Annotated in this window: 18 protein-coding genes; 5 read left to right on the top strand and 13 right to left on the bottom strand. The window is 63.7% G+C overall.

Going from position 1 to position 19,160, the window contains the following annotated elements:
* Positions 1–131: 131 nt before the first annotated feature.
* Positions 132–932 carry a bifunctional hydroxymethylpyrimidine kinase/phosphomethylpyrimidine kinase gene (thiD, locus tag L6639_RS30170; protein WP_237865003.1) on the bottom strand — a complete coding sequence of 267 codons (801 nt, stop codon included), beginning with the start codon at positions 930–932 and terminating at the stop codon, positions 132–134.
* Between the two features lie 270 nt (positions 933–1,202).
* Here thiD and L6639_RS30175 point away from each other — a divergent pair, with 270 nt between their 5' ends.
* Positions 1,203–3,182 carry a PAS domain S-box protein gene (locus tag L6639_RS30175; protein WP_237865004.1) on the top strand — a complete coding sequence of 660 codons (1,980 nt, stop codon included), beginning with the start codon at positions 1,203–1,205 and terminating at the stop codon, positions 3,180–3,182.
* Between the two features lie 97 nt (positions 3,183–3,279).
* Positions 3,280–3,525: an Lrp/AsnC ligand binding domain-containing protein gene (locus tag L6639_RS30180; RefSeq protein WP_018642903.1), complete on the top strand. Its 246-nt coding sequence runs from the start codon at positions 3,280–3,282 to the stop codon at positions 3,523–3,525.
* 10 nt (positions 3,526–3,535) lie between these two features.
* On the opposite strand, the gene L6639_RS30185 is transcribed toward L6639_RS30180, so the two are convergent.
* Positions 3,536–4,462 carry a c-type cytochrome gene (locus tag L6639_RS30185; protein WP_237865005.1) on the bottom strand — a complete coding sequence of 309 codons (927 nt, stop codon included), beginning with the start codon at positions 4,460–4,462 and terminating at the stop codon, positions 3,536–3,538.
* A 153-nt stretch (positions 4,463–4,615) separates the two neighbouring features.
* Here L6639_RS30185 and L6639_RS30190 point away from each other — a divergent pair, with 153 nt between their 5' ends.
* Complete coding sequence (locus tag L6639_RS30190) at positions 4,616–5,035, top strand: CHRD domain-containing protein (protein WP_237865006.1); 420 nt, start codon at positions 4,616–4,618, stop codon at positions 5,033–5,035.
* A gap of 158 nt (positions 5,036–5,193) precedes the next feature.
* Positions 5,194–5,559 (top strand): VF_A0006 family four-cysteine protein, encoded by a 366-nt coding sequence (locus L6639_RS30195; protein ID WP_237865007.1) that lies wholly within the window; start codon positions 5,194–5,196, stop codon positions 5,557–5,559.
* Positions 5,560–5,568: 9 nt separating this feature from the next.
* Here the strand turns inward: L6639_RS30195 and L6639_RS30200 are convergent, their stop codons facing one another.
* The 7 genes from L6639_RS30200 to L6639_RS30230 form a co-directional block, all read right to left on the bottom strand.
* A complete protein-coding gene (locus tag L6639_RS30200; RefSeq protein WP_237865008.1) occupies positions 5,569–6,852 on the bottom strand; it encodes a cystathionine gamma-synthase family protein in 1,284 nt (427 codons plus the stop codon).
* 276 nt (positions 6,853–7,128) lie between these two features.
* Complete coding sequence (locus tag L6639_RS30205; protein ID WP_237865009.1) at positions 7,129–7,578, bottom strand: cytochrome c; 450 nt, start codon at positions 7,576–7,578, stop codon at positions 7,129–7,131.
* Positions 7,579–7,675: 97 nt separating this feature from the next.
* Positions 7,676–9,985, bottom strand: coding sequence for a xanthine dehydrogenase family protein molybdopterin-binding subunit (locus tag L6639_RS30210; RefSeq protein WP_237865010.1), 2,310 nt, complete (start codon positions 9,983–9,985; stop codon positions 7,676–7,678).
* A gap of 223 nt (positions 9,986–10,208) precedes the next feature.
* On the bottom strand, positions 10,209–10,727 hold the full coding sequence (locus L6639_RS43335; protein ID WP_237865011.1) for a GNAT family N-acetyltransferase: 519 nt from the start codon (positions 10,725–10,727) through the stop codon (positions 10,209–10,211).
* Positions 10,728–10,813: 86 nt separating this feature from the next.
* Positions 10,814–11,197 (bottom strand): YjiS-like domain-containing protein, encoded by a 384-nt coding sequence (locus L6639_RS30220; RefSeq protein WP_237865012.1) that lies wholly within the window; start codon positions 11,195–11,197, stop codon positions 10,814–10,816.
* Between the two features lie 446 nt (positions 11,198–11,643).
* Positions 11,644–12,069: a GFA family protein gene (locus L6639_RS30225; RefSeq protein ID WP_237865013.1), complete on the bottom strand. Its 426-nt coding sequence runs from the start codon at positions 12,067–12,069 to the stop codon at positions 11,644–11,646.
* A 48-nt stretch (positions 12,070–12,117) separates the two neighbouring features.
* On the bottom strand, positions 12,118–12,630 hold the full coding sequence (locus L6639_RS30230) for an SRPBCC family protein (RefSeq protein WP_237865014.1): 513 nt from the start codon (positions 12,628–12,630) through the stop codon (positions 12,118–12,120).
* A 227-nt stretch (positions 12,631–12,857) separates the two neighbouring features.
* On the opposite strand from L6639_RS30230, the gene L6639_RS30235 reads away from it, so the two are divergent.
* Positions 12,858–13,556: a winged helix-turn-helix transcriptional regulator gene (locus L6639_RS30235; RefSeq protein WP_237865015.1), complete on the top strand. Its 699-nt coding sequence runs from the start codon at positions 12,858–12,860 to the stop codon at positions 13,554–13,556.
* A 21-nt stretch (positions 13,557–13,577) separates the two neighbouring features.
* On the opposite strand, the gene murJ is transcribed toward L6639_RS30235, so the two are convergent.
* From murJ to L6639_RS30255, 4 genes are all read right to left on the bottom strand, one after another.
* Positions 13,578–15,104: a murein biosynthesis integral membrane protein MurJ gene (gene murJ / locus L6639_RS30240; protein WP_237865016.1), complete on the bottom strand. Its 1,527-nt coding sequence runs from the start codon at positions 15,102–15,104 to the stop codon at positions 13,578–13,580.
* Between the two features lie 253 nt (positions 15,105–15,357).
* Positions 15,358–16,545, bottom strand: coding sequence for a DegT/DnrJ/EryC1/StrS family aminotransferase (locus tag L6639_RS30245; protein WP_237865017.1), 1,188 nt, complete (start codon positions 16,543–16,545; stop codon positions 15,358–15,360).
* Positions 16,546–16,555: 10 nt separating this feature from the next.
* Positions 16,556–17,560, bottom strand: a complete 1,005-nt coding sequence (locus L6639_RS30250) for a Gfo/Idh/MocA family protein (RefSeq protein WP_237865018.1) — start codon at positions 17,558–17,560, stop codon at positions 16,556–16,558.
* Between the two features lie 182 nt (positions 17,561–17,742).
* Positions 17,743–19,155, bottom strand: coding sequence for a mannose-1-phosphate guanylyltransferase/mannose-6-phosphate isomerase (locus L6639_RS30255; RefSeq protein WP_237865019.1), 1,413 nt, complete (start codon positions 19,153–19,155; stop codon positions 17,743–17,745).
* Between the last annotated feature and the right edge of the window lie 5 nt (positions 19,156–19,160).

Raw genomic sequence — 19,160 nt, forward strand, 5'->3', positions numbered from 1 at the left:
CGCCCTCCCCGCGAATATCAGTCACATGCGACAATCAGGCGACATGGTCAGGCAACGATGGCCCGCAAGACCCGGAACCACGGCCAAATTGGTTAATGGCCGGACTGGCGGCGCCAGCAAAGACGCCGGCGTCAGTAAAACTTGTGGAAATGATGGATCGGCCCGTGGCCGTGACCGACGCTGAAACGGTCGGCAGAAGCGATCGCCGCGCTGATCCAGCTCTTGGCATTGCGTACGGCCGTCTCGAGATCCTCGCCCTTGGCGAGGCTCGCCGCCACCGCTGACGACAGCGAGCAGCCGGTGCCGTGGGTATTGCGGGTGGCGACGCGCGGCGCGGCAAGCGCGATCGTGGTGTCCGCACCCACGAGATAGTCGGTGCTCTCCGCCCCCTCGCCGTGCCCGCCCTTGATCAGGACCGCGCGGCAGCCGAGAGACAGCAGGCGGCGGCCCTGGCTTTCGATCTCGACCTCGGTTAGCGCAATCGGCTCGTCGAGCAGCGCGGCCGCCTCCGGCAAGTTGGGCGTGATCACGGATGCGAGCGGCATCAGTTTGGTGCGCAACGCTGCGACGGCCTCTGCGGCGAGCAGGCGGTCGCCTGATGTTGCGACCATCACGGGATCGAGGACGACATGGCGAGGCTTCCAGCGCGCCAGCGCAGAAGCGATCGCATCGATGCTCGCGGCCTGCGCCACCATGCCGATCTTCACCGCGCCGACATCGAGATCGGAAAACACGGCATCGATCTGCGCGGTGACGAACGCTGCGGGCACCGCATGAATGCCGGTGACGCCCTTGGTGTTCTGCGCCGTCAGCGCCGTGATCGCGGACGCGCCATAGACGCCAAGCGCGGCAAACGTCTTCAGGTCGGCCTGAATGCCGGCGCCGCCGCTCGAATCCGAGCCGGCGATGGTGAGCGCCACGGGCGTGGTCATCGCAGGATACGCTTGTTTGAAGAAACCACGGCCATGATCCGTCCTCACATGCCCTGTCCTAGCGCGCCCCCGCAGCCCCAGCAAGCCGGCGAATCAGGCAGAACAAAGCCGCGCAGCCCTGTCGTCCCGGAAGCGGGCATACCCTGCGAAAATATGACCTCGGCATCGCCCGGCCTTGGCGGCCAACTGTGCGAATGACACGTTAGGGGATGGATTCGTCCAGCCAAATTGCGGGCCGGCCTCGGCCCGCAATCCTCTTGGGAATAAATCATGTGGGCCTATTTCGAACGCATCCTCGACTCCTCGATGTTCTCACCGCACGGCATCTGCCTGCTGTGGGAGCCCGAGCTGATCTGGCTCCACGCCGTCTCGGACGCCGCCATCGCGGCGGCGTATTTCTCGATTCCGTTCGCACTCGCGATCCTTGTCACCAAGCGGCGTGACCTCCAGTTCGGCTGGGTGTTCTGGGCGTTCGCGATCTTCATCATGGCCTGCGGCCTGACGCATATGCTCTCGATCTACACGCTCTGGGTGCCGATCTATGGCATCGAGGGCCTGGTCAAGGCGGCAACCGCCGTCGCGTCGATCTTCACCGCGGCCGCGCTCTGGCCCCTGCTGCCGAAAATCCTGACGATCCCCTCCCCGTTCGAGCTGCAAAAAGTCCAAGCCGCGCTCGAGGTGGAGGAGATCAAGAGCCGCGATGCGACCCAGCTGTTGAAACAGGTGGGCGAGGCCCAGCGCGCGATGCGCGAGAGCATGACGCGTCTCACCGCCATCGTCGAGACCGCGGTCGACGGCGTCATCCTGTTCGACGCACAAGCCCGCATTCTGCTGTTCAACCCCGCCTGCGAACGGCTGTTCGGCTATCGCGCCGACGAGGTCATGAATCTCGACATCGGTATGCTGATGGCTGACGAGAAGAGGCCCTCATCGACCGGTCGTGCGCCGGGTTTCGCAACCGGGGAGACCGCCGGCCTGCGCAAGGACGGATCGACCTTCCCGATGGACCTGTCGGTCGGCCAGGCCTGGCAGGATGGCGAGCTGATCTACGTCGGCATCGTTCACGACCTGACCGCGCGCAAGCTGACCGAGCAGCAGCTCCAGCAGGCGCAGAAGATGGAGACGGTCGGCCAGCTCTCCGGCGGCATCGCCCACGACTTCAACAATCTCCTCACCGTGATCATCGGCAACGCCGAGCACCTCAGCGAGCAGCTCAAGGCGCGGCCCGATCTGCGGCAATTTGCCGACGACATCTGCGAGTCCGGCGAACGCGGCGCGGAACTGACGCAGCGGCTGCTGGCGTTCAGCCGTCGTCAATTGCTCCAGCCGCGCACGATCGATTGCCGCGAGCTGATCTTGTCCATGCTCAAGCTGTTCAAGCGCACCTTGCGCGAGAACATCGAGATCAGGACGACGTTCGGTTCCGGCACCATCCAGGCCTTTGCGGACCGCGCCCAGCTCGAATCCGCCGTGCTGAACCTGGCGCTCAACGCGCAGGACGCGATGCCATCAGGCGGGCATTTGACGCTGAGCACGGAGATTGCCGCAATCGACGAGGACTATCGCGCGCTTCACCCCGAGGTCGCATCCGGCAGCTATGCCCTGATCTCGGTGACTGATGACGGCGAAGGCATGACGCCTGAGGTCATCGAGCGCGCCTTCGAGCCGTTCTTTACCACCAAGGAAGTCGGCAAGGGGTCCGGCCTCGGGCTGAGCATGATCTATGGCTTCGCCAAGCAATCCGACGGCCATGTCTCGATCTATAGCGAGCAGGGTCTTGGGACGACGGTCCGGATCTACCTGCCGCGCGTCGGCGCCGGACAAACCGTGGCCGAAATGCCCGAGAACGACGAAGCCGCACCGCGCGGCCATGAGACCATCCTGATCGCAGAGGACGATCCGTTCGTGCGTTCCTCGGTGATCCTCCGCGTGGAGGCGCTCGGCTATCGCGTCGTCGCCGCCGTTAACGGCAAGGAGGCCCTGCAGCGGCTGCGCGCCGACCCCGGCATCGATATGCTGTTCACCGATATCGTCATGCCCGGCGGCATGAGTGGATGGGAGCTCGCCGATCAGGCCCGTCGTATTCGTCCCGGCCTGCCGGTGCTGTTTACCTCGGGCTATGCGCTGGAAACCCTGGTCGAGCAGGGCCGCGCGCAAGCTGAGGCCGTCGTCCTGACCAAGCCCTATCGCAAGACCGAGCTCGCCCAGCGGCTCAGGGATGCATTTGCGGCAGCGGCGGTGACGTCGTAAAGCCGCGGACCGGTGTCTGGCGGTCGGCCAGCCCGCTTGCTAAATGGGGCCGGTTTTGGCCTATTAGCGGCAAGATATGTCTTCGGAGTTGACTGCAATGGTTCCTTTCTTCGTCCAGATTAAATGCAAGCTTGGCCAGTCCTACACGGTGGCCAATGCGCTTGCCGAAGCCGAGATCGCCTCCGAGATCTACTCCACCGCCGGCCAATACGATTTGCTGGTAAAGTTCTATGTCGACAAGGACACCGACATCGGCCACTTCGTCAACGAGAAGGTGCAGGTGCTGCCCGGCATCCAGGACACGCTCACCATCATCACCTTCAAGGCGTTCGGCACCGGCTAGCCGGTGCCGCTCAGCCGCCGCCTTCCTTGCGCTTGGGCGGCGTCGGGCCGTCGACCGGCGGCAACGACTTCAGATAGGCGGCCATCGCGGCGCGATCCTCCGGCTTCAGTTGCGCGAGGTTCTTGATTACCGGCCGCATCGCGCCCGATGCGCTGTCGCCCTCGGGCATGTCGCCGGTTTCGAGGAAGTCGGCAATATCCTTCTCGCTCCAGTCACCGATGCCCTTCTGGGTGATGTTCGGCACCCAGCCCTCGCCTTCGGGATTGGGGCCGCCGGCAAAGCGCTGCGAGCTGATGACGCCGCCCAGAACATTGCGCGGGCTGTGGCATTCGGCGCAGTGGCCAAAACCGTTCACGAGATAGGCGCCGCGATTCCACTCTGCCGGATGCATCGCCGCCGGCACGAACGGCCTGACATCCATGAACAGCAATTTCCAGATGCCGACATTGCGGCGGATGTTGAAGGGAAACGGCAGATCGTGGTCGCGCACGCGACCCGCGACCAGCGGCAATGTCTTCAGATAGGCAAAGAGATCGCGGACGTCGTCGACCTTGGCGATGTGGTAGGACGTGTAGGGAAACGCCGGGAAGTAGTGCGTGCCCTCAGGCGAAATGCCGCGCATCACCGCATTGACGAAATCGGCCTCGCTCCAGCGGCCGATGCCGTCGGTGGGATCAGGGGAAATGTTCGGCGCATAGAACGTCCCGAACGGCGAGCCGAGCGCGAGGCCGCCGCCGAGCTTCAAACGATCCGGTTGATTGGGCACGGCGTGGCAGGACGAGCAGCCGCCGGCATTGAACAGCTCCTGCCCATTGGCAAGATCGGGCGCGCGCGTCGGCGCCGGCAAGGCCAAGGCGGTCGGCGCGGTCAGCCACCAATAGACGGCAAAGGCTGCGACAACGGCAACCAGGAAGACGGAAATTGTTCGTCGCAGCATTCAGGATCCCTTTGAGCTCGAGCGTATTTACGGATCATCCCGTAGCCGCTCCAGCCACGAATAATTTAGGTGGTTTGATCGGAATCCGGGAATAAAGTCGGAACCGCACTGTTTGCAAGTTGACAGCAATCAGGCGTCAACAGGGAGAGACCCATGAACAAAGCGCTTTTTGCCACGCTGGCACTCGGAGCCGCCGTCGCATTCGCAGGCCCGGCCAGCGCGGAGAAGCTGAAGGCGACACTGGACGGCAAATCCGAAGTCCCCGCCACCACCAGCAGCGCCACCGGCACCGCCGATCTCGACTATGATGCCGCCACCAAGAAGCTGTCCTGGAAGGTGAGCTATTCCGGCCTCTCCGGCCCGGCCACCGCCGCCCACTTCCACGGCCCCGCCGAGGTCGGCAAGAACGCCGGCGTCGCAGTGCCGATCCCTGGCATCGCCAAGAGCCCGGCCGAGGGCTCGGCAACGCTGACCGACGCGCAGGCCTCCGATCTCCTCGCCGGCAAGCTCTACGTCAACATTCACACCGCGGCGAACCCGGGCGGCGAAATCCGCGGCCAGGTGACCAAGTAAGTTTTAGCGTAACTTTTCGCGAAGGCCGGGCGCGGGAAGCGTCCGGCCTTTTCGATTCCGGACGGCCCACATGGCATCGCACGGCCCGGATAGAACCAATCAGGCTGCCAAGCTAGAATACCCGAGCGCGCCACCCTTCGCGGCGCCGGGAGCGGTTCATGACGAACGCATCGATGCAACGGAATATGCCGACACACGTCGCGTCCGTCAACGCAGCTCGCCCGTTGGCAGCCTTTGTGATTGCCGCAGCAATGCTGCTGTCATCGGCCGAGATCGCCGGCGCGCAAACCGACTTGGAACGGCAGGCGCAATGCGAGCTGGCGGCCATCCGCGACACGAGATCGCCGCTTGCCGTCCAATACATCCGTTCGGCCTGCAACTGGCTCGTGGTCAACGGCGAGTCCCTGCTGAACGCATCCAGCAAGGGCTACTATGTCTGCCTCGTGCGCCAGCTCTCGGGTGCCCAGTCCAACGAGGCGGCTGCGGCGATCATGTCGGCATGTCGCGCGTCCAATCCGCTTTGAAGCCGCCGCCTAAGCCCCGCTGAGCGCATGCTCGAGATCGGCGATCAAATCGGACGGATTTTCGATGCCGATCGACAGCCGAATGGTGCAATCGAGCACGCCGATCTTGCGGCGGATATCGGCGGGCACGCCGGAATGGGTCATCGTCGCCGGCAGGCTCGCCAATGATTCCGTGCCGCCAAGGCTAACCGCGAGCTTGAAGATCTGCAGGCCGTTGAGAAACTTCTCTGCCGCCGCCTGGCCGCCGACGATGTCGAACGAGAACGTCGATCCCGCGCCCAGGCATTGCCGCGCGAACACGCGCCCTGCCGACGAGGTCTCCGCATGATGGCCGAGATAGTGGACCTTCGCCACCTTGGCATGGTCGCGCAGGAAATCCGCAACGAGGCGCGCATTGCTGTTGGCCTTCTCCATGCGCAGGCTCAAGGTTTCCAGGGAACGGTTGATCATCCAGCAGGAATGCGGATCGAGCTGGGTGCCGATGGCGCCGCGCAGCGCCTTGATGCCCTTCATCACCGCCTTTGTGCCGAGTGCCGCCCCCGCGATCAAATCGGAATGGCCGCCGACATATTTGGTCAGCGAATACAGCGAGATGTCAGCGCCATGCTCGATCGGCCGTTGAAATACCGGGCCGAGCAGCGTGTTGTCGCAGGCGATGATCGGCGTGTGGCCTTGGGCCTTGCCGATGCTGTCGGCGACGCGGCGCATCAGTGCGACGTCGACCAGCCCATTGGTCGGGTTGGCCGGCGTCTCGACCAGGATCATCGAAACCCGCCCCCGACGCATCGCCTCTTCCGCGGCCTGGTTGACCACCGCCTCATCGATGCCGTCGGCAAAGCCGACCGCGCCGATCGAGAAGCGCGACAGTGTGTTCGTCAGCAGGGTTTCGGTGCCGCCATAAAGCGGCTGCGAGTGCAGAATGACGTCGCCAGGGCGAACGAACGCCAAAATCGTCGTCGAGATCGCCGCCATGCCTGACGAGAACAGCGCGCAGCTCTCGGTGCGCTCATAGACCGCGAGCCTATCCTCGACGATCTCGCTGTTGGGATGGTTGAAGCGCGAATAGACCAGGCCCGCCCCCATGCCCTCTGGCGGCTCGCGGCGGCCCGCAACGTAATCGAAGAAGTCCTGCCCGTCTTCTGCCGTTTTGAAAACGAAGGTCGAGGTCAGGAACACCGGCGGCTTGATGGCGCCTTCCGACAGCTGCGGATCATAGCCATAGGTCAGCATCAGCGTTTCCGGATGCAGCATATGGTTGCCGATATGGGTTTTCGACGGGAACGGTTTTGCCATGGCCTGTCTCGCTGTTGCCTGAGATCGCCGCCGCGCGCCGGAACACGGGACGGCGTCGGGCATCAACGCCGCAGCGGCGCGAGCAAACATAATCCTTCTGGTGGTGATCCGTCAGGGCATACGGACAGAATTTGCGGCACACACAGCTGTCATTCCCCGCGAAAGCGGGGAATCCAGTATTCTAGAGACAGTAAACGTTGCCTGCGCCGCTGCGACGTACTGGATCGCCCGCCTTCGCGGGCGATGACACCTAGCTTGTGGAAGGACTCGCAACTGCTACTTCAGCTTCAGCCGGTAGGTCTCGTGGCAGTCGTTGCAGCGATCGTTCATCGCGGCGTAGGCCGCCTTCAGGCTTGCCACGTCCTTGATCTTGCCCTTGACGTCGGCGATCGCCTTTTGCACCGGCGGGATCTTGGAGTCGAAATCGGCCTTGTTCTGCCAGACCTTCGGCGAGGAACCATAGTTGGCGTTGACCACGTCCTGCTTGGGATTGACCTCGAAGGTCTTTGCGATTTTGGCGACGTCGGCCTCGAGGCTGGCGATCGCCGCGTCGGCTGCTTTCTGATCGTAGGGGATTTCGCCTTTCGTCATCTTGAGGATCACGCCGTACATGCTCTTCGCCTGCGAGCGCATCAGATTGTCCTGCTGGACGGCGACCTCCTGCTGCGCCATCACGGCGCCTGCACCCAGAAGCAGGGTGCCCGCGACAATCAACATTCGTTTCATAGGCTTATTACTCCGGCTCGCAAGTCGGTTTGGGGGAAACCATAGGGGTTAGAACCCGGCCGCGGGCCGTTCATTCCCGCGGAGCCGGGCGGCAGCCTTACAGGCTGTGCCGGCGGTGGTGCTCGTTGATCGCGATCCACACCCGCTCCGGCGTTGCCGGCATGTCGATGTGGTCGATCTTGTACTCGCGCCAGAGCCCGTCGACGATGGCGTTGACGACGGCCGGGCAGGAGCCGATCGCGCCGGCCTCGCCCGCGCCCTTCACGCCCATTGGATTGGTCGTGCAGGGAATGTTGTTGGTCTCGAACACGAAGGCGGGACCATCGGCCGCACGCGGCAGCGCATAGTCCATGTAGGTGGCGGTGATCAGCTGGCCGTCGGTCGCACCATAGACCACCTGTTCCATCAGCGCCTGGCCGATGCCCTGCATGGCGCCGCCATGGACCTGGCCCGCCAGGAGCAGCGGATTGAGCGTCTTGCCGAAATCGTCGACGATGACGTAGTTGACGATTCTGATGATGCCGGTGGCCGGATCGATCTCGACCTCCGCCAGATGCGTGCCGTTGGGATAGGTGCCGTCGGCGCTGGCGAAGGTCGCGCTGCCATTGAGCTTCGACGGATCGGCGCCCGCGCGCTTCGCGACGTCGGCGAACGAGATCGAGCGGTCGGTGCCGGCGATCCTGATGATGCCGTCGGTGATCTCGAGGTCACCGGCGCTTGCTTCCAGCGCCTGCGCCGCGATCTCCTTGAGCTTCTGGCCGAGATCGCGTGTGGCGCGCTCGACGCTGACGCCGCCTGACGGGATCGAGGCCGAGCCGCCGGTGCCGAGGCCCGTCGCAATCTCCGCGGTGTCGCCCTGGCGGACGTGCACGCGCTCCGGCGCAACGCCGAACTGCTCGGCGACGATCTGCGCGTAGGCGGTCTGGTGGCCCTGCCCGCTCGACTGCGTGCCGATGAGGACGGTGACGTCGCCGTTGGGGTCGAGGCGGACATTGGCCGTCTCTTCACCCATCACACCGCAGACCTCGACATAGCTTGCAAGGCCAATACCGCGGATCAGGCCATGCTTCTTGGCCGCCTTGGCGCGCTTCGAAAACTCCTTCCACTCGCCGATCTCCATCGCGCGCTTCAGATGCGCGGCGAAGTCGCCGGAATCGTAGACCTTGCCGGTCGCGGTCTTGTAGGGCAGCGCCTTCGGCGGGATGAAATTCTTGCGGCGGATTGCGTCCGGCGTCATCTCGAGCTTGCGCGCGCAGGCATCGACAAGGCGCTCGATGACATAGGCGGCCTCGGGTCGGCCCGCGCCACGATAGGCATCGACAGGCACGCTGTGGGTGAAGATGGTGCGCACCCGGCAATGGAAGGCCTGGATGTCATAGAGGCCCGGCAGCATGCCGGCGCCGCCATGCGGGATGTAGGGCCCGAAGGTCGAGAGGTACGCGCCCATGTCGCCGATCAGGTCGCAGTCCATCGCCAGGAACTTGCCGTCCTCGGCCAGCGCCATCTTGGCCGTGGTGACGTTGTCGCGGCCCTGCGCGTCGCCCATGAAATGCTCGGAGCGATCGGCCGACCATTTGACGGCCTTCTTCAGCTTGCGCGCTGCGACGGCCATCAAGGCGTATTCGCGATACGGGAAGAGCTTGGTCCCAAAGCCGCCGCCGACGTCGGGGCAGATCACCCGCATCTTGTCGGTGGGGATGTTGAGCACGTTCTGGCAGAGGATGTCGCGCAGGCGGTGGCTGCCCTGGCTGCCGACGGTCAGCGTCAGATGATCGTTCTTGGCGTCGTATTCGCAGACCGCCGCGCGCGTCTCCATGAAGCTCGCGACCACGCGCGGATTGACGATCGAGATTTCGGCGACCGCGTGCGCCTTGGCGAATGCGGCTTCAGTCGCCGCCTTGTCGCCGATCGAGACGTCGAACAGCACATTGCCCGGCTTGTCCGGCCAGACCTGCGGTGCGCCTTTCTTGATGGCGTTGACGACGCCGGTCACCGCCGGCAGCGGGCTCCATTTAACCTCGATCGCCTCGATCGCGTCGCGCGCCTGGTCGATGGTCTCGGCAACCACGAAGGCGACCGCATCGCCGACATGCCGCACCTCGTCCTTGGCCAGGATCGGGTAAGGCGGGCCGGTGAACGGATCGGTCTCCAAATTGAACAGGCAGGGCAGATTGCCGAGATCCCCGACCTCGGCGGCGGTCAGAATCAGTGCAACGCCAGGAAGGGTGCGGGCGCGGCCGGCATCGATGGTGAACTTTGCATGCGCATGCGGCGAGCGCAGCACCAGACAGCGCAGCACGGCCTGCGGCGCGTAATCGTCGGTATAGCGGCCCTTGCCGCGGATCAGCGCGTCGTCCTCCTTGCGAAGCACGCTTTGGCCGACGCCGAACTTGATGGGGGCTGCCATTGTCTTGTCCCGTCCTATGGTTGTTTTGCCGGCATATTGCCGTGGAAAAAGAGGCAGTGCAAACGGCTTTAGGCCGGTGAGACCCGCGAAAAATCGTCCCGTGGCCCGCTCCTCAGAGCGGGATCGGACGGAACGGCCGCAGCGCGGTCATTTCCATGTGAAGATCGATGATCCGGAGCCTGACATAGCGTTTGCCGCCGCTCGAATGACACAAACCAAGATGTCACGCCCTCTGCGCGCCCCTCACCTCTTTGCGCATCGGATGCCTCATCGTCACCCCGAACCCAGGCTGCGGCGGCCCGATCATGGTCCAGCCACTCGACAGGTAGAAGCGGAGCGCGGCGGCCGTGGTGTCGAGTCCGAGCCATTCGAGGCCACGACGTGATGCCCAGAGTTCGATATCGCTCAGCAGCGACTTGCTCGCTCCCTTGAATCTTGCCTCGGGCGCCACATAGTTCAACAATATAAATCCATCGGACCGAACGGCCGCAACCCCGGCTATCTGCTCATCGTCGACGGCCACATGAACAGCGTGAGTGGCGATCCATCGCCGCATGTTGTCCGCCGTCTTGTTGCTGAGCCATATCGAAAGAGTAGCCGCGTCACCCCTGTGATCGGACACGCACAACTCCTGGATTGACCGCCGCACGACGTCGACTGCCCGATCTGCATCCGCGATTTGAGCCAGCCTAACCTGCATTTTCAGGCGCCCCGTCAAAAGCAATATCAACGTCTTCTTCACGGAGCCTGACGCATCAGGCCTCTTCGCTCATCAGAAGCGGCCATGCGCGTTGGTCAAGCGCACGTCCGCTTCTGACGCGTGATCGATTACATCCCACGGCGGCTCCACAGATACATCGTGCTATCCCTGAGCGTATCGACGGCTCGCTGAGGCGTGAGATAGTCGACCTCGCCGCGCGTCAGGCCGATATCCATCAGCTCCCTGTCGCTCAGGTCCTGCAAGGTAAGCTGCGGGTTCTCGCGCCGAGCCAGAAACGCCAGCCAGGCTTGCTTGAGCAGTCCGAGGAGGCTGGGCGTCGATGCCGCCGTTGGTCTGGCAGCTTCCTCGTCCAGCGCCTTGGCGGACGCTTTGAGGCGCTCCGCCAACGCATGGTCGATCGCGCCCTTCGCCTGCACGATCGAGAGACTAAGGCCGCGCCTTGCGGCCTCACCCCCAATTCCGGGTGAGATATCCGTTAGTTGTGGTGGCATCGTACGCTCCTGCTGTTGTGCCGGCAGGGAGCGTGACCAAACAAAAGGCCCCGTCCGATGCCGGCGGGGCCTGGTGGAAAAGATGTCGTCGTCTAAATGCTAGCGCACGACTCCTTCCACGGCCCAGCCGAAGCGGGTCATGTGGTTGAAGTTGACTTTGCGCGAGCATTTAATCATGCGCGGCCAATAGCACGGCAATCGCGCGAAATCAAGAGATGCATGGGAGCCAAGCACTCCTTTCAGGCGAGTGGCGACAGGTGTTCGCGAGCATCCGGAATGGTGTTGCAGGGACAGATCAAGGCAAGCCTCCTTTCCGCGGCCGCATGCCGCGGAAAGGAGATCGCCGACCGACAAGACAGCCGCTCTCCTGCGAAGGAGCTCAGCAGAGGTCATGAAGGATTCCGGCCATGGACAAGATCAGCGCGATCAACGTCCAGACCAGAGGGCTATTCAGAAACGGCGACACCTGAGCCTCCGAACTCGGCGGGAAAATCCTTCAGTTTCGGTAGGCCATCCCTGATCGGCAACACCGTCTCGGAATAATTGACGTGCACGCCCGGCGCGAACTTCAGCGTTGGTAATGTGGCTGCGTACACGTCGACCAGCCCAAGCGGCGGATGGTCGCACATCAGATGCCCCCCGCAGCCCTTGCAGTATTGCCGATGGCTTAGCTCCGATTGTGCGTAGGTGGCGACGAATTCGGCGCCCTTGGTCACCCGCACGTTCTGCGGCTTCCACAATGTGAATGCGCTCACCGGGGCGGCCGACCAGGAGCGGCACGACGAGCAATGGCAATATCCCATTGCCTCCGGTGCTCCCTCCGCTTCGATTTCAACCTCGCCGCAAAAGCACTTGCCGTTGTAACTTGTCATGATGTTGATCTCCTTGATCTGGTCTGCTGAACGTCTGAAGCTTCGGCCTTATTTCGCGAACCTTGCCTGGATTTCGGCAAGCCCGGCGTCATAGACCCCGAGCAATGCTTCGCTCGCGGCCTTCTCTTGCCCTCGCTCGGGAGTATAGGAGCCGTTCCAGGTGACGGTGGATGATCCATTGGCTTTCGCAGTCACCTTGATCGTTGCGGTGTAGTTCGAGACGGGAAGAGGGCTCGTCAGAAACTTGTAGGAGTAGCTGCGCTCGGCTTCATTTCGAGCGACTTGCGTCTCGACGAAAGCCGCCTTTCCGTCCTTCGTGACGAGAATGCGCGTCGATGGCGCCTTGCCATCCTCGATGCACTGCCCCACCGGAGGCAGCCAATCCCTGATCGCGCAGAACGGCCCGATCAGCGACCAAACGTCCTGGGCAGTTGCCTTCACGTCGACGCTACGGGTGATCGTGGCTGTAACGGCGGATGCCGTGCCCGAGTGGAGCAACACCGTGCCGAACATCGCAGCGCTCGCCAGGGAGAGCCTGAGCCTGCAGAAAATCTTTATCATCGCAATTACCTTGTCATTGTGAGTTGACGCCATAAGGCTCCTGGCCGACGCATCGCGACGGCCCTTTAAGCCCGGTGGAGCGGTCCAAGTCCGCATTGCTGAGGGTTAGCAAGGGCCTTCTGCGCGCCACTAGTTCACGAACTGAATCGATGCCGGTACAGATTTTGAACTGGAAGCCCGAGCGAATTCCGCAGTACGTTCGCAAATGGTCCACAAGGAGAGAGAACATGGCTGCTGGCAGCTACAAGCAGTTCTGTCCCGTCGCAATGGCCGCCGAGGTTTTGTGTACACGCTGGACTGTGGTGCTACTGCGAGAGCTGATCGCCGGCTCGACGCGGTTCAACGATCTGCGCCGTGGTGTCCCCCGAATGTCGCCCGCACTGCTATCCCAGCGGCTCAAGGATCTCGAGTCTGCGGGGATTGTGGCGCGGGAAGCATTGGTTTCGGAGCCTGGCGTCCATGAATATCGGCTGACGCCGGCGGGACGTGAACTCACTCCAATCGTCGAAGGATTTGGAATCTGGGGCCAACGCCGGATCAAGGCCGACCTGTCGCTCCAACACCTCGACGTTCAACTGCTGATGTGGGATATGCGGCGAAATCTGAATCCAACGCCGATGCCCAGGCGGCGAAACATCATTCAGTTTGTCTATCCCGAGCTTTCAGCGACCCAACGACATTGGTGGCTGATCGTCGATCCCGAGGAAGGCGTCGATCTGTGCTCGGTCGATCCCGGATTTGACGTCGACCTCTATATTTCCGTCGATCTGCGCAGCATGACCGCAATCTGGATGGGGCTCGACACGGTCCGGGCGGCCGTGGGCAATCGTCGGATGATTCTGACCGGCGACCGGCAAATCGCATCCTCGATGCAAACCTGGCTCGGTCTCAGCCCGTTCGCCAAGGAGAGAAAACTGGCGAGTTGAAGGCCGGCCATTCGCTCGCGCCTAGCCGCGCACCAGCGAGACGAGCCATCTGCGGCCGAACAGCACGAGGACCGCGAGCGCGTAAACGATGGTGCCCCCGACGGCCAACAGCACCAGAGTCACTTCATCGTGGAAGCGCATCGCACCTAGCGAAGGTCCGCTGACACGTGCGATCAGCCAGAACGCAGCCGCGAGGATAATCCCGGTCAGCAGGAATTTGCCGAGTGACATCAGCCACGCCCGGTCGAGCACGAGAAAGCCGCGCCGCACGGCGAAGAACAGCACCAACATGAGATTGGTCCAGACGCCGACGGCCGTCGCGAGCGCAAGGCCGATCTGGGCCAGCGATCCCATCAAGGCCACCTTCAGTGCGACGTTGACGGCAATGCCGGTCAGCGACGCGCGGACCGGCGTTGCGGTATCCTTGCGCGCGTAGAAGGTCGCGACCGCGCTGCGGATCAGCACGAACGGAATGAGGCCGATGGCATAGGCCGCAAGCGTGCCGCCGGCGGCAACCGCATCGGCCTTGGAGAACGCACCGCGGGCGAACAGCGCGCGCATGATCTCGTCGGGCACGGTGAGAAAGGCCGCGACGAACGGGATCGAGAACAGCAGCGTGAAATCGAAAGCGCGGCGCTGCGCCTTCATCGCGCCGTCATGGTCGTCGGCCGTGATCCGTTTCGACATCTCCGGCAGCAGCACCGTGCCGATGGCAATGCCGATGACGCCGATCGGCAATTGATTGAGACGGTCCGCATAGTACAGCGCCGACAGCGCGCCTGCAGGCAGGAAGGTGGCGATGATGGTGTCGGCGAACAGCGCAACCTGCGTACCCATCGAGCCCAGCGTCGCGGGACCCAGCGCCTTGAAGAAGCTGCGGACGTCTTCATCGAGCTTGAGCGGCGCAAAGCGAGGCAAGCCGCCATGAAGCGCGAGATCGCCGGCCAGCAGGAAATACTGCAGGAAGCCCGAGATCAGGACGCCCCAGGCCGCGGCATGGCCCGCGGTCGGAAACCAGACGGCAACCGCCAGCGTCATCATCATCGCGACGTTGAGGAAGATCGACGCAGCCGCCGCGCTGGCAAAGCGCTGCATCACGTTGAGCATGCCGCCATAGAGCGTCACCAGCGTGATCAGCAGCAGATAGGGAAAGGTGATCCGGGTCAGCTCGATCGCGAGCTTGCGCTGCTCGGCATCCTCGGAAAAGCCCGGCGCCAGAATGCTCATGGCCTGAGGCATGAACAGCCAGGCGACGATCAGCAGCACCACCTGCGAGGCGAGCAGCAGCGTGAAGATGCGGTCGGCGAACAGGTGTGCCGCCCCCTCCCCCTTCTCGCCATGGACATGCGCATAGGCCGGCACCCAGGCGGCGTTGAAGGCGCCCTCGGCAAAGATCGCGCGGAAATGATTGGGCAGCCGCAGCGCCACGAAAAAGGCGTCGGCCACAGGGCCGGCGCCGAGGATCGCCGCGAGCATGATGTCGCGGGCGAACCCCGTCAACCGCGAGAGCAGCGTGTAACCACCGACCGTGAAAATGCGCCCGAGCATGCGTCTGTTTTAGAGACCTATCAGCCTGACGATAAGGCTTTGAAGTTTGACGTGATCAAAAAAGACGAGGGCTCGGCCTCCGATGCGGATTGCTGTGCCCTCTCCCCTTGTGGGAGAGGGCAGCGCCGCAGGTAGATACAAACTCAATCGGGTGAGGGGTCTCTCTCAGCTTTCCGCACGGAGAGAGACCCCTCACCCGTCTCGCCACTGACGCGGCGAGCCACCCTCTCCCACAAGGGGAGAGGGGAAGAAATCACCCCGCGAGCGCGCCGCGCACGGCGGCGATGACCCGCTCCTGATCGGCTACGGTCAGATAGGCGTGCATCGGCAGGCTGATGACGTCCTGCGACAGGCTCTCGCAGCCAGGCAGGCCGCCCTCGGCGACCGGATACTGCTTATAGGCGGACTGCTGATGCATCGACTTGCCGTAATAGACCGCGGTCGGCACGCCCTGGGCCTTCAGCGCAGCGGCGAAGCCGTCGCGGTCGGTACCTTCAGGCAGGCGGATCGTGTACTGCGCCCAGACCGAGGTGTTGCCCGGCGCCAGCCGCGGCACCGTGACCACGTTGGAGAGGCCCCGCGCGTAGCGCTCGGCGACCCTGTTGCGGGCGGCGATCTCGTCGTCAAAAATCTTCAGCTTCTCGATCAGGATCGCGGCCTGCATGGTGTCGAGCCGGCCGGTGAGGCCGAGGCGGATATTGTCGTATTTGTCGACGCCCTGCCCGTGCACGCGGATGCTGCGCAGGGTCGCCGCCAGCTCGTCGTCATCGGTCAGAATCGCACCGCCGTCGCCGAAGCAGCCGAGCGGCTTCGCCGGGAAGAAGCTGGTCGTGGTGGCGAGCCCGAAGGTGCCGAGCTTGCGACCCTTGTAGCTGGCGCCAAAACCTTGCGCGGCGTCGTCGATGATGAAGAGGCCTTCGGCCGCGGCGATATCGGCGATGGCATCGTGGTCGGCAGGCTGTCCGAACAGATCGACCGGAATGACCGCGACAGGCTTCAGGCCGGCCTTGCGCGCGGCCGCAATGCCGTGCTTGAGCGACTCCGGGTCCATGTTGAAAGTCGTCTCATCGACGTCGACATAGACAGGCGTCGCGCCGGTCCTTGCCGCGGGCGAGGCGGTCGCAATGAAGGTGAAGGAGGGACACATCACGGCATCGCCGGGCCCGACGTTCCTCGCCATCAGCACCATCAGCAGCGCATCGGTGCCGTTGGAGCAGGTCACCACGTGCTTGGCGCCGCAATAGGCCGCAAGCTGCTTCTCGAGCTCGAAAACTTCAGGGCCATTGACGAACTGGCAATGGTCCATCACGCGCTTGACGGCCGCATCGAGCGAGGCGCCAAGCCGGACGCGCTGCGAGGCGACGTCGATGAAGGGAATGGGTTCGGAACGCAGATGCTGGTTCATGGTCTGGTTTTTGGCGCCTTCTTGCCTGGTCGACATGGAATGGGTGTTAGCCGGCGACGCGGCGCGGGGCCTTGCGGGCGGGCGACGTTGCTGCGGGCCGTGACGGCGTCTCAAGGCACTGCGTCGCGATCTCGAGGCTGGCGACGCCTTCATCACCGGTGACCGCAGGGGTCTCGCCATTGCGCACCGCCTTGAGGAAGGCGATCAGCTCGGCCCGCAGCGGCTCGTCATGGCCGACGGGCAGATGCCGCATCGAGTAGCTGCCATCAGGCTTGAAGCCGAAGCATTCGGTGACCTGGCGCGTCAATAGATCGCCCATCACGTATTTGCCGCGGGTCGCGACCGTGACGCTGCGCGCCTTGAACGGCGTCAGCCAGTTGGTGTTGATGTGGGCAAGCACACCATTGGCGGTGCGGAACTGGAGTAGCGCGATGTCCTCGCGCTCGGCGACTGCGCTCGACAGCTGCGGCTGCACCTCGACGATGTCGGATTCGGTGAACCAGCGGATCAGATCGATGTCGTGCACGGCGAGGTCAATGACGACGCCGACATTGGACATGCGCGGGGGGAACGGGCCGACGCGCGTGATCGCGATAGAGAGAATGTCCTCGCCCGCGATGGCCTGCTTTACCGCGGCAACGGCCGGATTGAAGCGCTCGACATGACCGACCATCAGCGTGACGCCGGCCTTTTGCGCGGCGGCGACGATGTCGCGGCCCTCATCCACCGTGGAGGCGATCGGCTTCTCGACCAGCACGTGGATGTTCTTGGCGATGCAGGCAAGCGCGACCTCGTGATGCAGATGGGTCGGCGCTGCGATGGTGACGGCATCGACGCCCTCCGCGAGGAGCTGGTCGAGCGTCTCGAAGCTGTTGCAACTGGCAAGCTCGGTCGCCCGCGCGCGATGCGCCGGCGAAGGATCGACCACGCCGACCAGGCTGACGCCAGGCAGACCGGCGAGCACCCGCGCATGGTTGCTGCCCATCACGCCGGCGCCGATGACGCCGACGCGAAAGCCGGCCTTTGCCGGTTGTGACCCCATGGAACTCATTTGAGCAAACCCCGATTCAACGCAAATCCCCGGGCCGCTTCTAGCACGGGTGCCACAGACGTGGCGAATGCCGGCCAAACTGCCCGGACACGATTTGATTCAAAAAGTTACACGTTCTCCGGGCCTTAGGCCGCAGAAAGCAGGCTTTTCACGCCCGGATCACGTGATTCGGAGTTCGCTGGTTACGACCTTTGATAGTCGTCTTCAATCCGGATGATGTCGTCTTCCCCGAGATAGGACCCGGTCTGGACCTCGATCAGTTCCAGCATGATTTTACCGGGGTTCTCCATCCGGTGGACGGCGCCCATCGGGATGTAGATGGACTCGTTTTCATGCACCGTCTTCACGGTCTCGTTGACGGTGACGCGGGCTGCACCGCGGACGACGATCCAGTGCTCGGCGCGATGGTGATGCTTCTGCAGCGACAGACGCCCGCCCGGCTTCACGACGATGCGCTTGACCTGGTGGCGCTCGCCATTGTCGACCGACTGGTAGCTGCCCCAGGGACGATGCACCTTGAGATGCTCCTCGGTGACCTTCGGCGCGACGGCTTTCAGCTTGGTGACGAGACGCTTCAGCCCGTTGGCATCCTTCTGCCGCGAGACCAGCACCGCGTCCGCGGTCGCGACGACGACGAGATCGTCGACGCCTTCGAGCGCCACCAGTGCATGGTCGGTCGTGACGTTGCAGTTGTGTGAATCCTCGAACACGGCAGTGCCGTGGGCCGCATTGCCTTGCGCGTCCTTGTCGGACAATTCCCACACCGCGCGCCAGGAGCCGACGTCGGACCAGCCGCACGACACCGGCACGACCGCCGCGCGCGAGGTCTTTTCCATCACGGCGTAGTCGATCGAGATCGCCTTCGCCGCGCCAAAAGCCTGCGGCTCCAGCGTCACGAAGCCGAGATCGCGGCCGGCGTTAGTGACCGCGTTGGAGACCGCCTCCACGCTCGCCGCGTCGACCCTGCGATATTCGTCGAGCAACAGCGCCGCCGGGAACATGAAGTTGCCGCTGTTCCAGAGATAGCCCGAACTGACGTAATCCGCGGCCTTCACCGCATCCGGCTTCTCGACAAAGCGCGCGACCGCGTGCACCTCGCCAGAGATCACCTCGCCCGGGCTGATATAGCCGTATTCGGTCGCCGGTCGCTCCGGCTTGACGCCGAAGGTGACGATGCGTCCCGTGCTCGCAGCCACGAGGCCCTCGCGGCAGGCCGCGACGAAGGCGGCATTGTCCTGCACCACGTGATCGGCGGCGAGCGCCAGCACGATCGCTTCACTGGTGCGGTTTTGCGCGAATGCAGCGCCGGCGGCAATCGCCGGACCGGAATCGCGGCGCATCGGCTCGAGGATCACGTCGGCCTCGATGCCGATCTCGGCGAGCTGCTCCAGCGCCATGAAGCGGTAGGCCGCATTGGTGATAACGATCGGGCGGTCGAACAGCGACGCATCTGAAACACGCAGCAGCGTGTCCTGGAAGGTCGAGCGCGTGCCGAACAGCGGCAGGAACTGCTTCGGGCGCACCTCGCGCGAAGCCGGCCACAGCCGCGTGCCGGCACCACCGCACATGATCAGGGGGATAATGCGTTTGTCCATCGTCG

The organism is Bradyrhizobium zhengyangense (genome assembly GCF_022012555.1).
GTDB lineage: Bacteria > Pseudomonadota > Alphaproteobacteria > Rhizobiales > Xanthobacteraceae > Bradyrhizobium > Bradyrhizobium zhengyangense.

Excerpts from the sequence above, each read along its gene's own strand:
- thiD (WP_237865003.1), bottom strand. The coding sequence starts at position 932 with ATGACCACGCCCGTGGCGCTCACCATCGCCGGCTCGGATTCGAGCGGC.
- L6639_RS30175 (WP_237865004.1), top strand. The coding sequence starts at position 1,203 with ATGTGGGCCTATTTCGAACGCATCCTCGACTCCTCGATGTTCTCACCG.
- L6639_RS30180 (WP_018642903.1), top strand. The coding sequence starts at position 3,280 with ATGGTTCCTTTCTTCGTCCAGATTAAATGCAAGCTTGGCCAGTCCTAC.
- L6639_RS30185 (WP_237865005.1), bottom strand. The coding sequence starts at position 4,462 with ATGCTGCGACGAACAATTTCCGTCTTCCTGGTTGCCGTTGTCGCAGCC.
- L6639_RS30190 (WP_237865006.1), top strand. The coding sequence starts at position 4,616 with ATGAACAAAGCGCTTTTTGCCACGCTGGCACTCGGAGCCGCCGTCGCA.
- L6639_RS30195 (WP_237865007.1), top strand. The coding sequence starts at position 5,194 with ATGACGAACGCATCGATGCAACGGAATATGCCGACACACGTCGCGTCC.
- L6639_RS30200 (WP_237865008.1), bottom strand. The coding sequence starts at position 6,852 with ATGGCAAAACCGTTCCCGTCGAAAACCCATATCGGCAACCATATGCTG.
- L6639_RS30205 (WP_237865009.1), bottom strand. The coding sequence starts at position 7,578 with ATGAAACGAATGTTGATTGTCGCGGGCACCCTGCTTCTGGGTGCAGGC.
- L6639_RS30210 (WP_237865010.1), bottom strand. The coding sequence starts at position 9,985 with ATGGCAGCCCCCATCAAGTTCGGCGTCGGCCAAAGCGTGCTTCGCAAG.
- L6639_RS30220 (WP_237865012.1), bottom strand. The coding sequence starts at position 11,197 with ATGCCACCACAACTAACGGATATCTCACCCGGAATTGGGGGTGAGGCC.
- L6639_RS30225 (WP_237865013.1), bottom strand. The coding sequence starts at position 12,069 with ATGACAAGTTACAACGGCAAGTGCTTTTGCGGCGAGGTTGAAATCGAA.
- L6639_RS30230 (WP_237865014.1), bottom strand. The coding sequence starts at position 12,630 with ATGATAAAGATTTTCTGCAGGCTCAGGCTCTCCCTGGCGAGCGCTGCG.
- L6639_RS30235 (WP_237865015.1), top strand. The coding sequence starts at position 12,858 with ATGGCTGCTGGCAGCTACAAGCAGTTCTGTCCCGTCGCAATGGCCGCC.
- murJ (WP_237865016.1), bottom strand. The coding sequence starts at position 15,104 with ATGCTCGGGCGCATTTTCACGGTCGGTGGTTACACGCTGCTCTCGCGG.
- L6639_RS30245 (WP_237865017.1), bottom strand. The coding sequence starts at position 16,545 with ATGTCGACCAGGCAAGAAGGCGCCAAAAACCAGACCATGAACCAGCAT.
- L6639_RS30250 (WP_237865018.1), bottom strand. The coding sequence starts at position 17,560 with ATGAGTTCCATGGGGTCACAACCGGCAAAGGCCGGCTTTCGCGTCGGC.
- L6639_RS30255 (WP_237865019.1), bottom strand. The coding sequence starts at position 19,155 with ATGGACAAACGCATTATCCCCCTGATCATGTGCGGTGGTGCCGGCACG.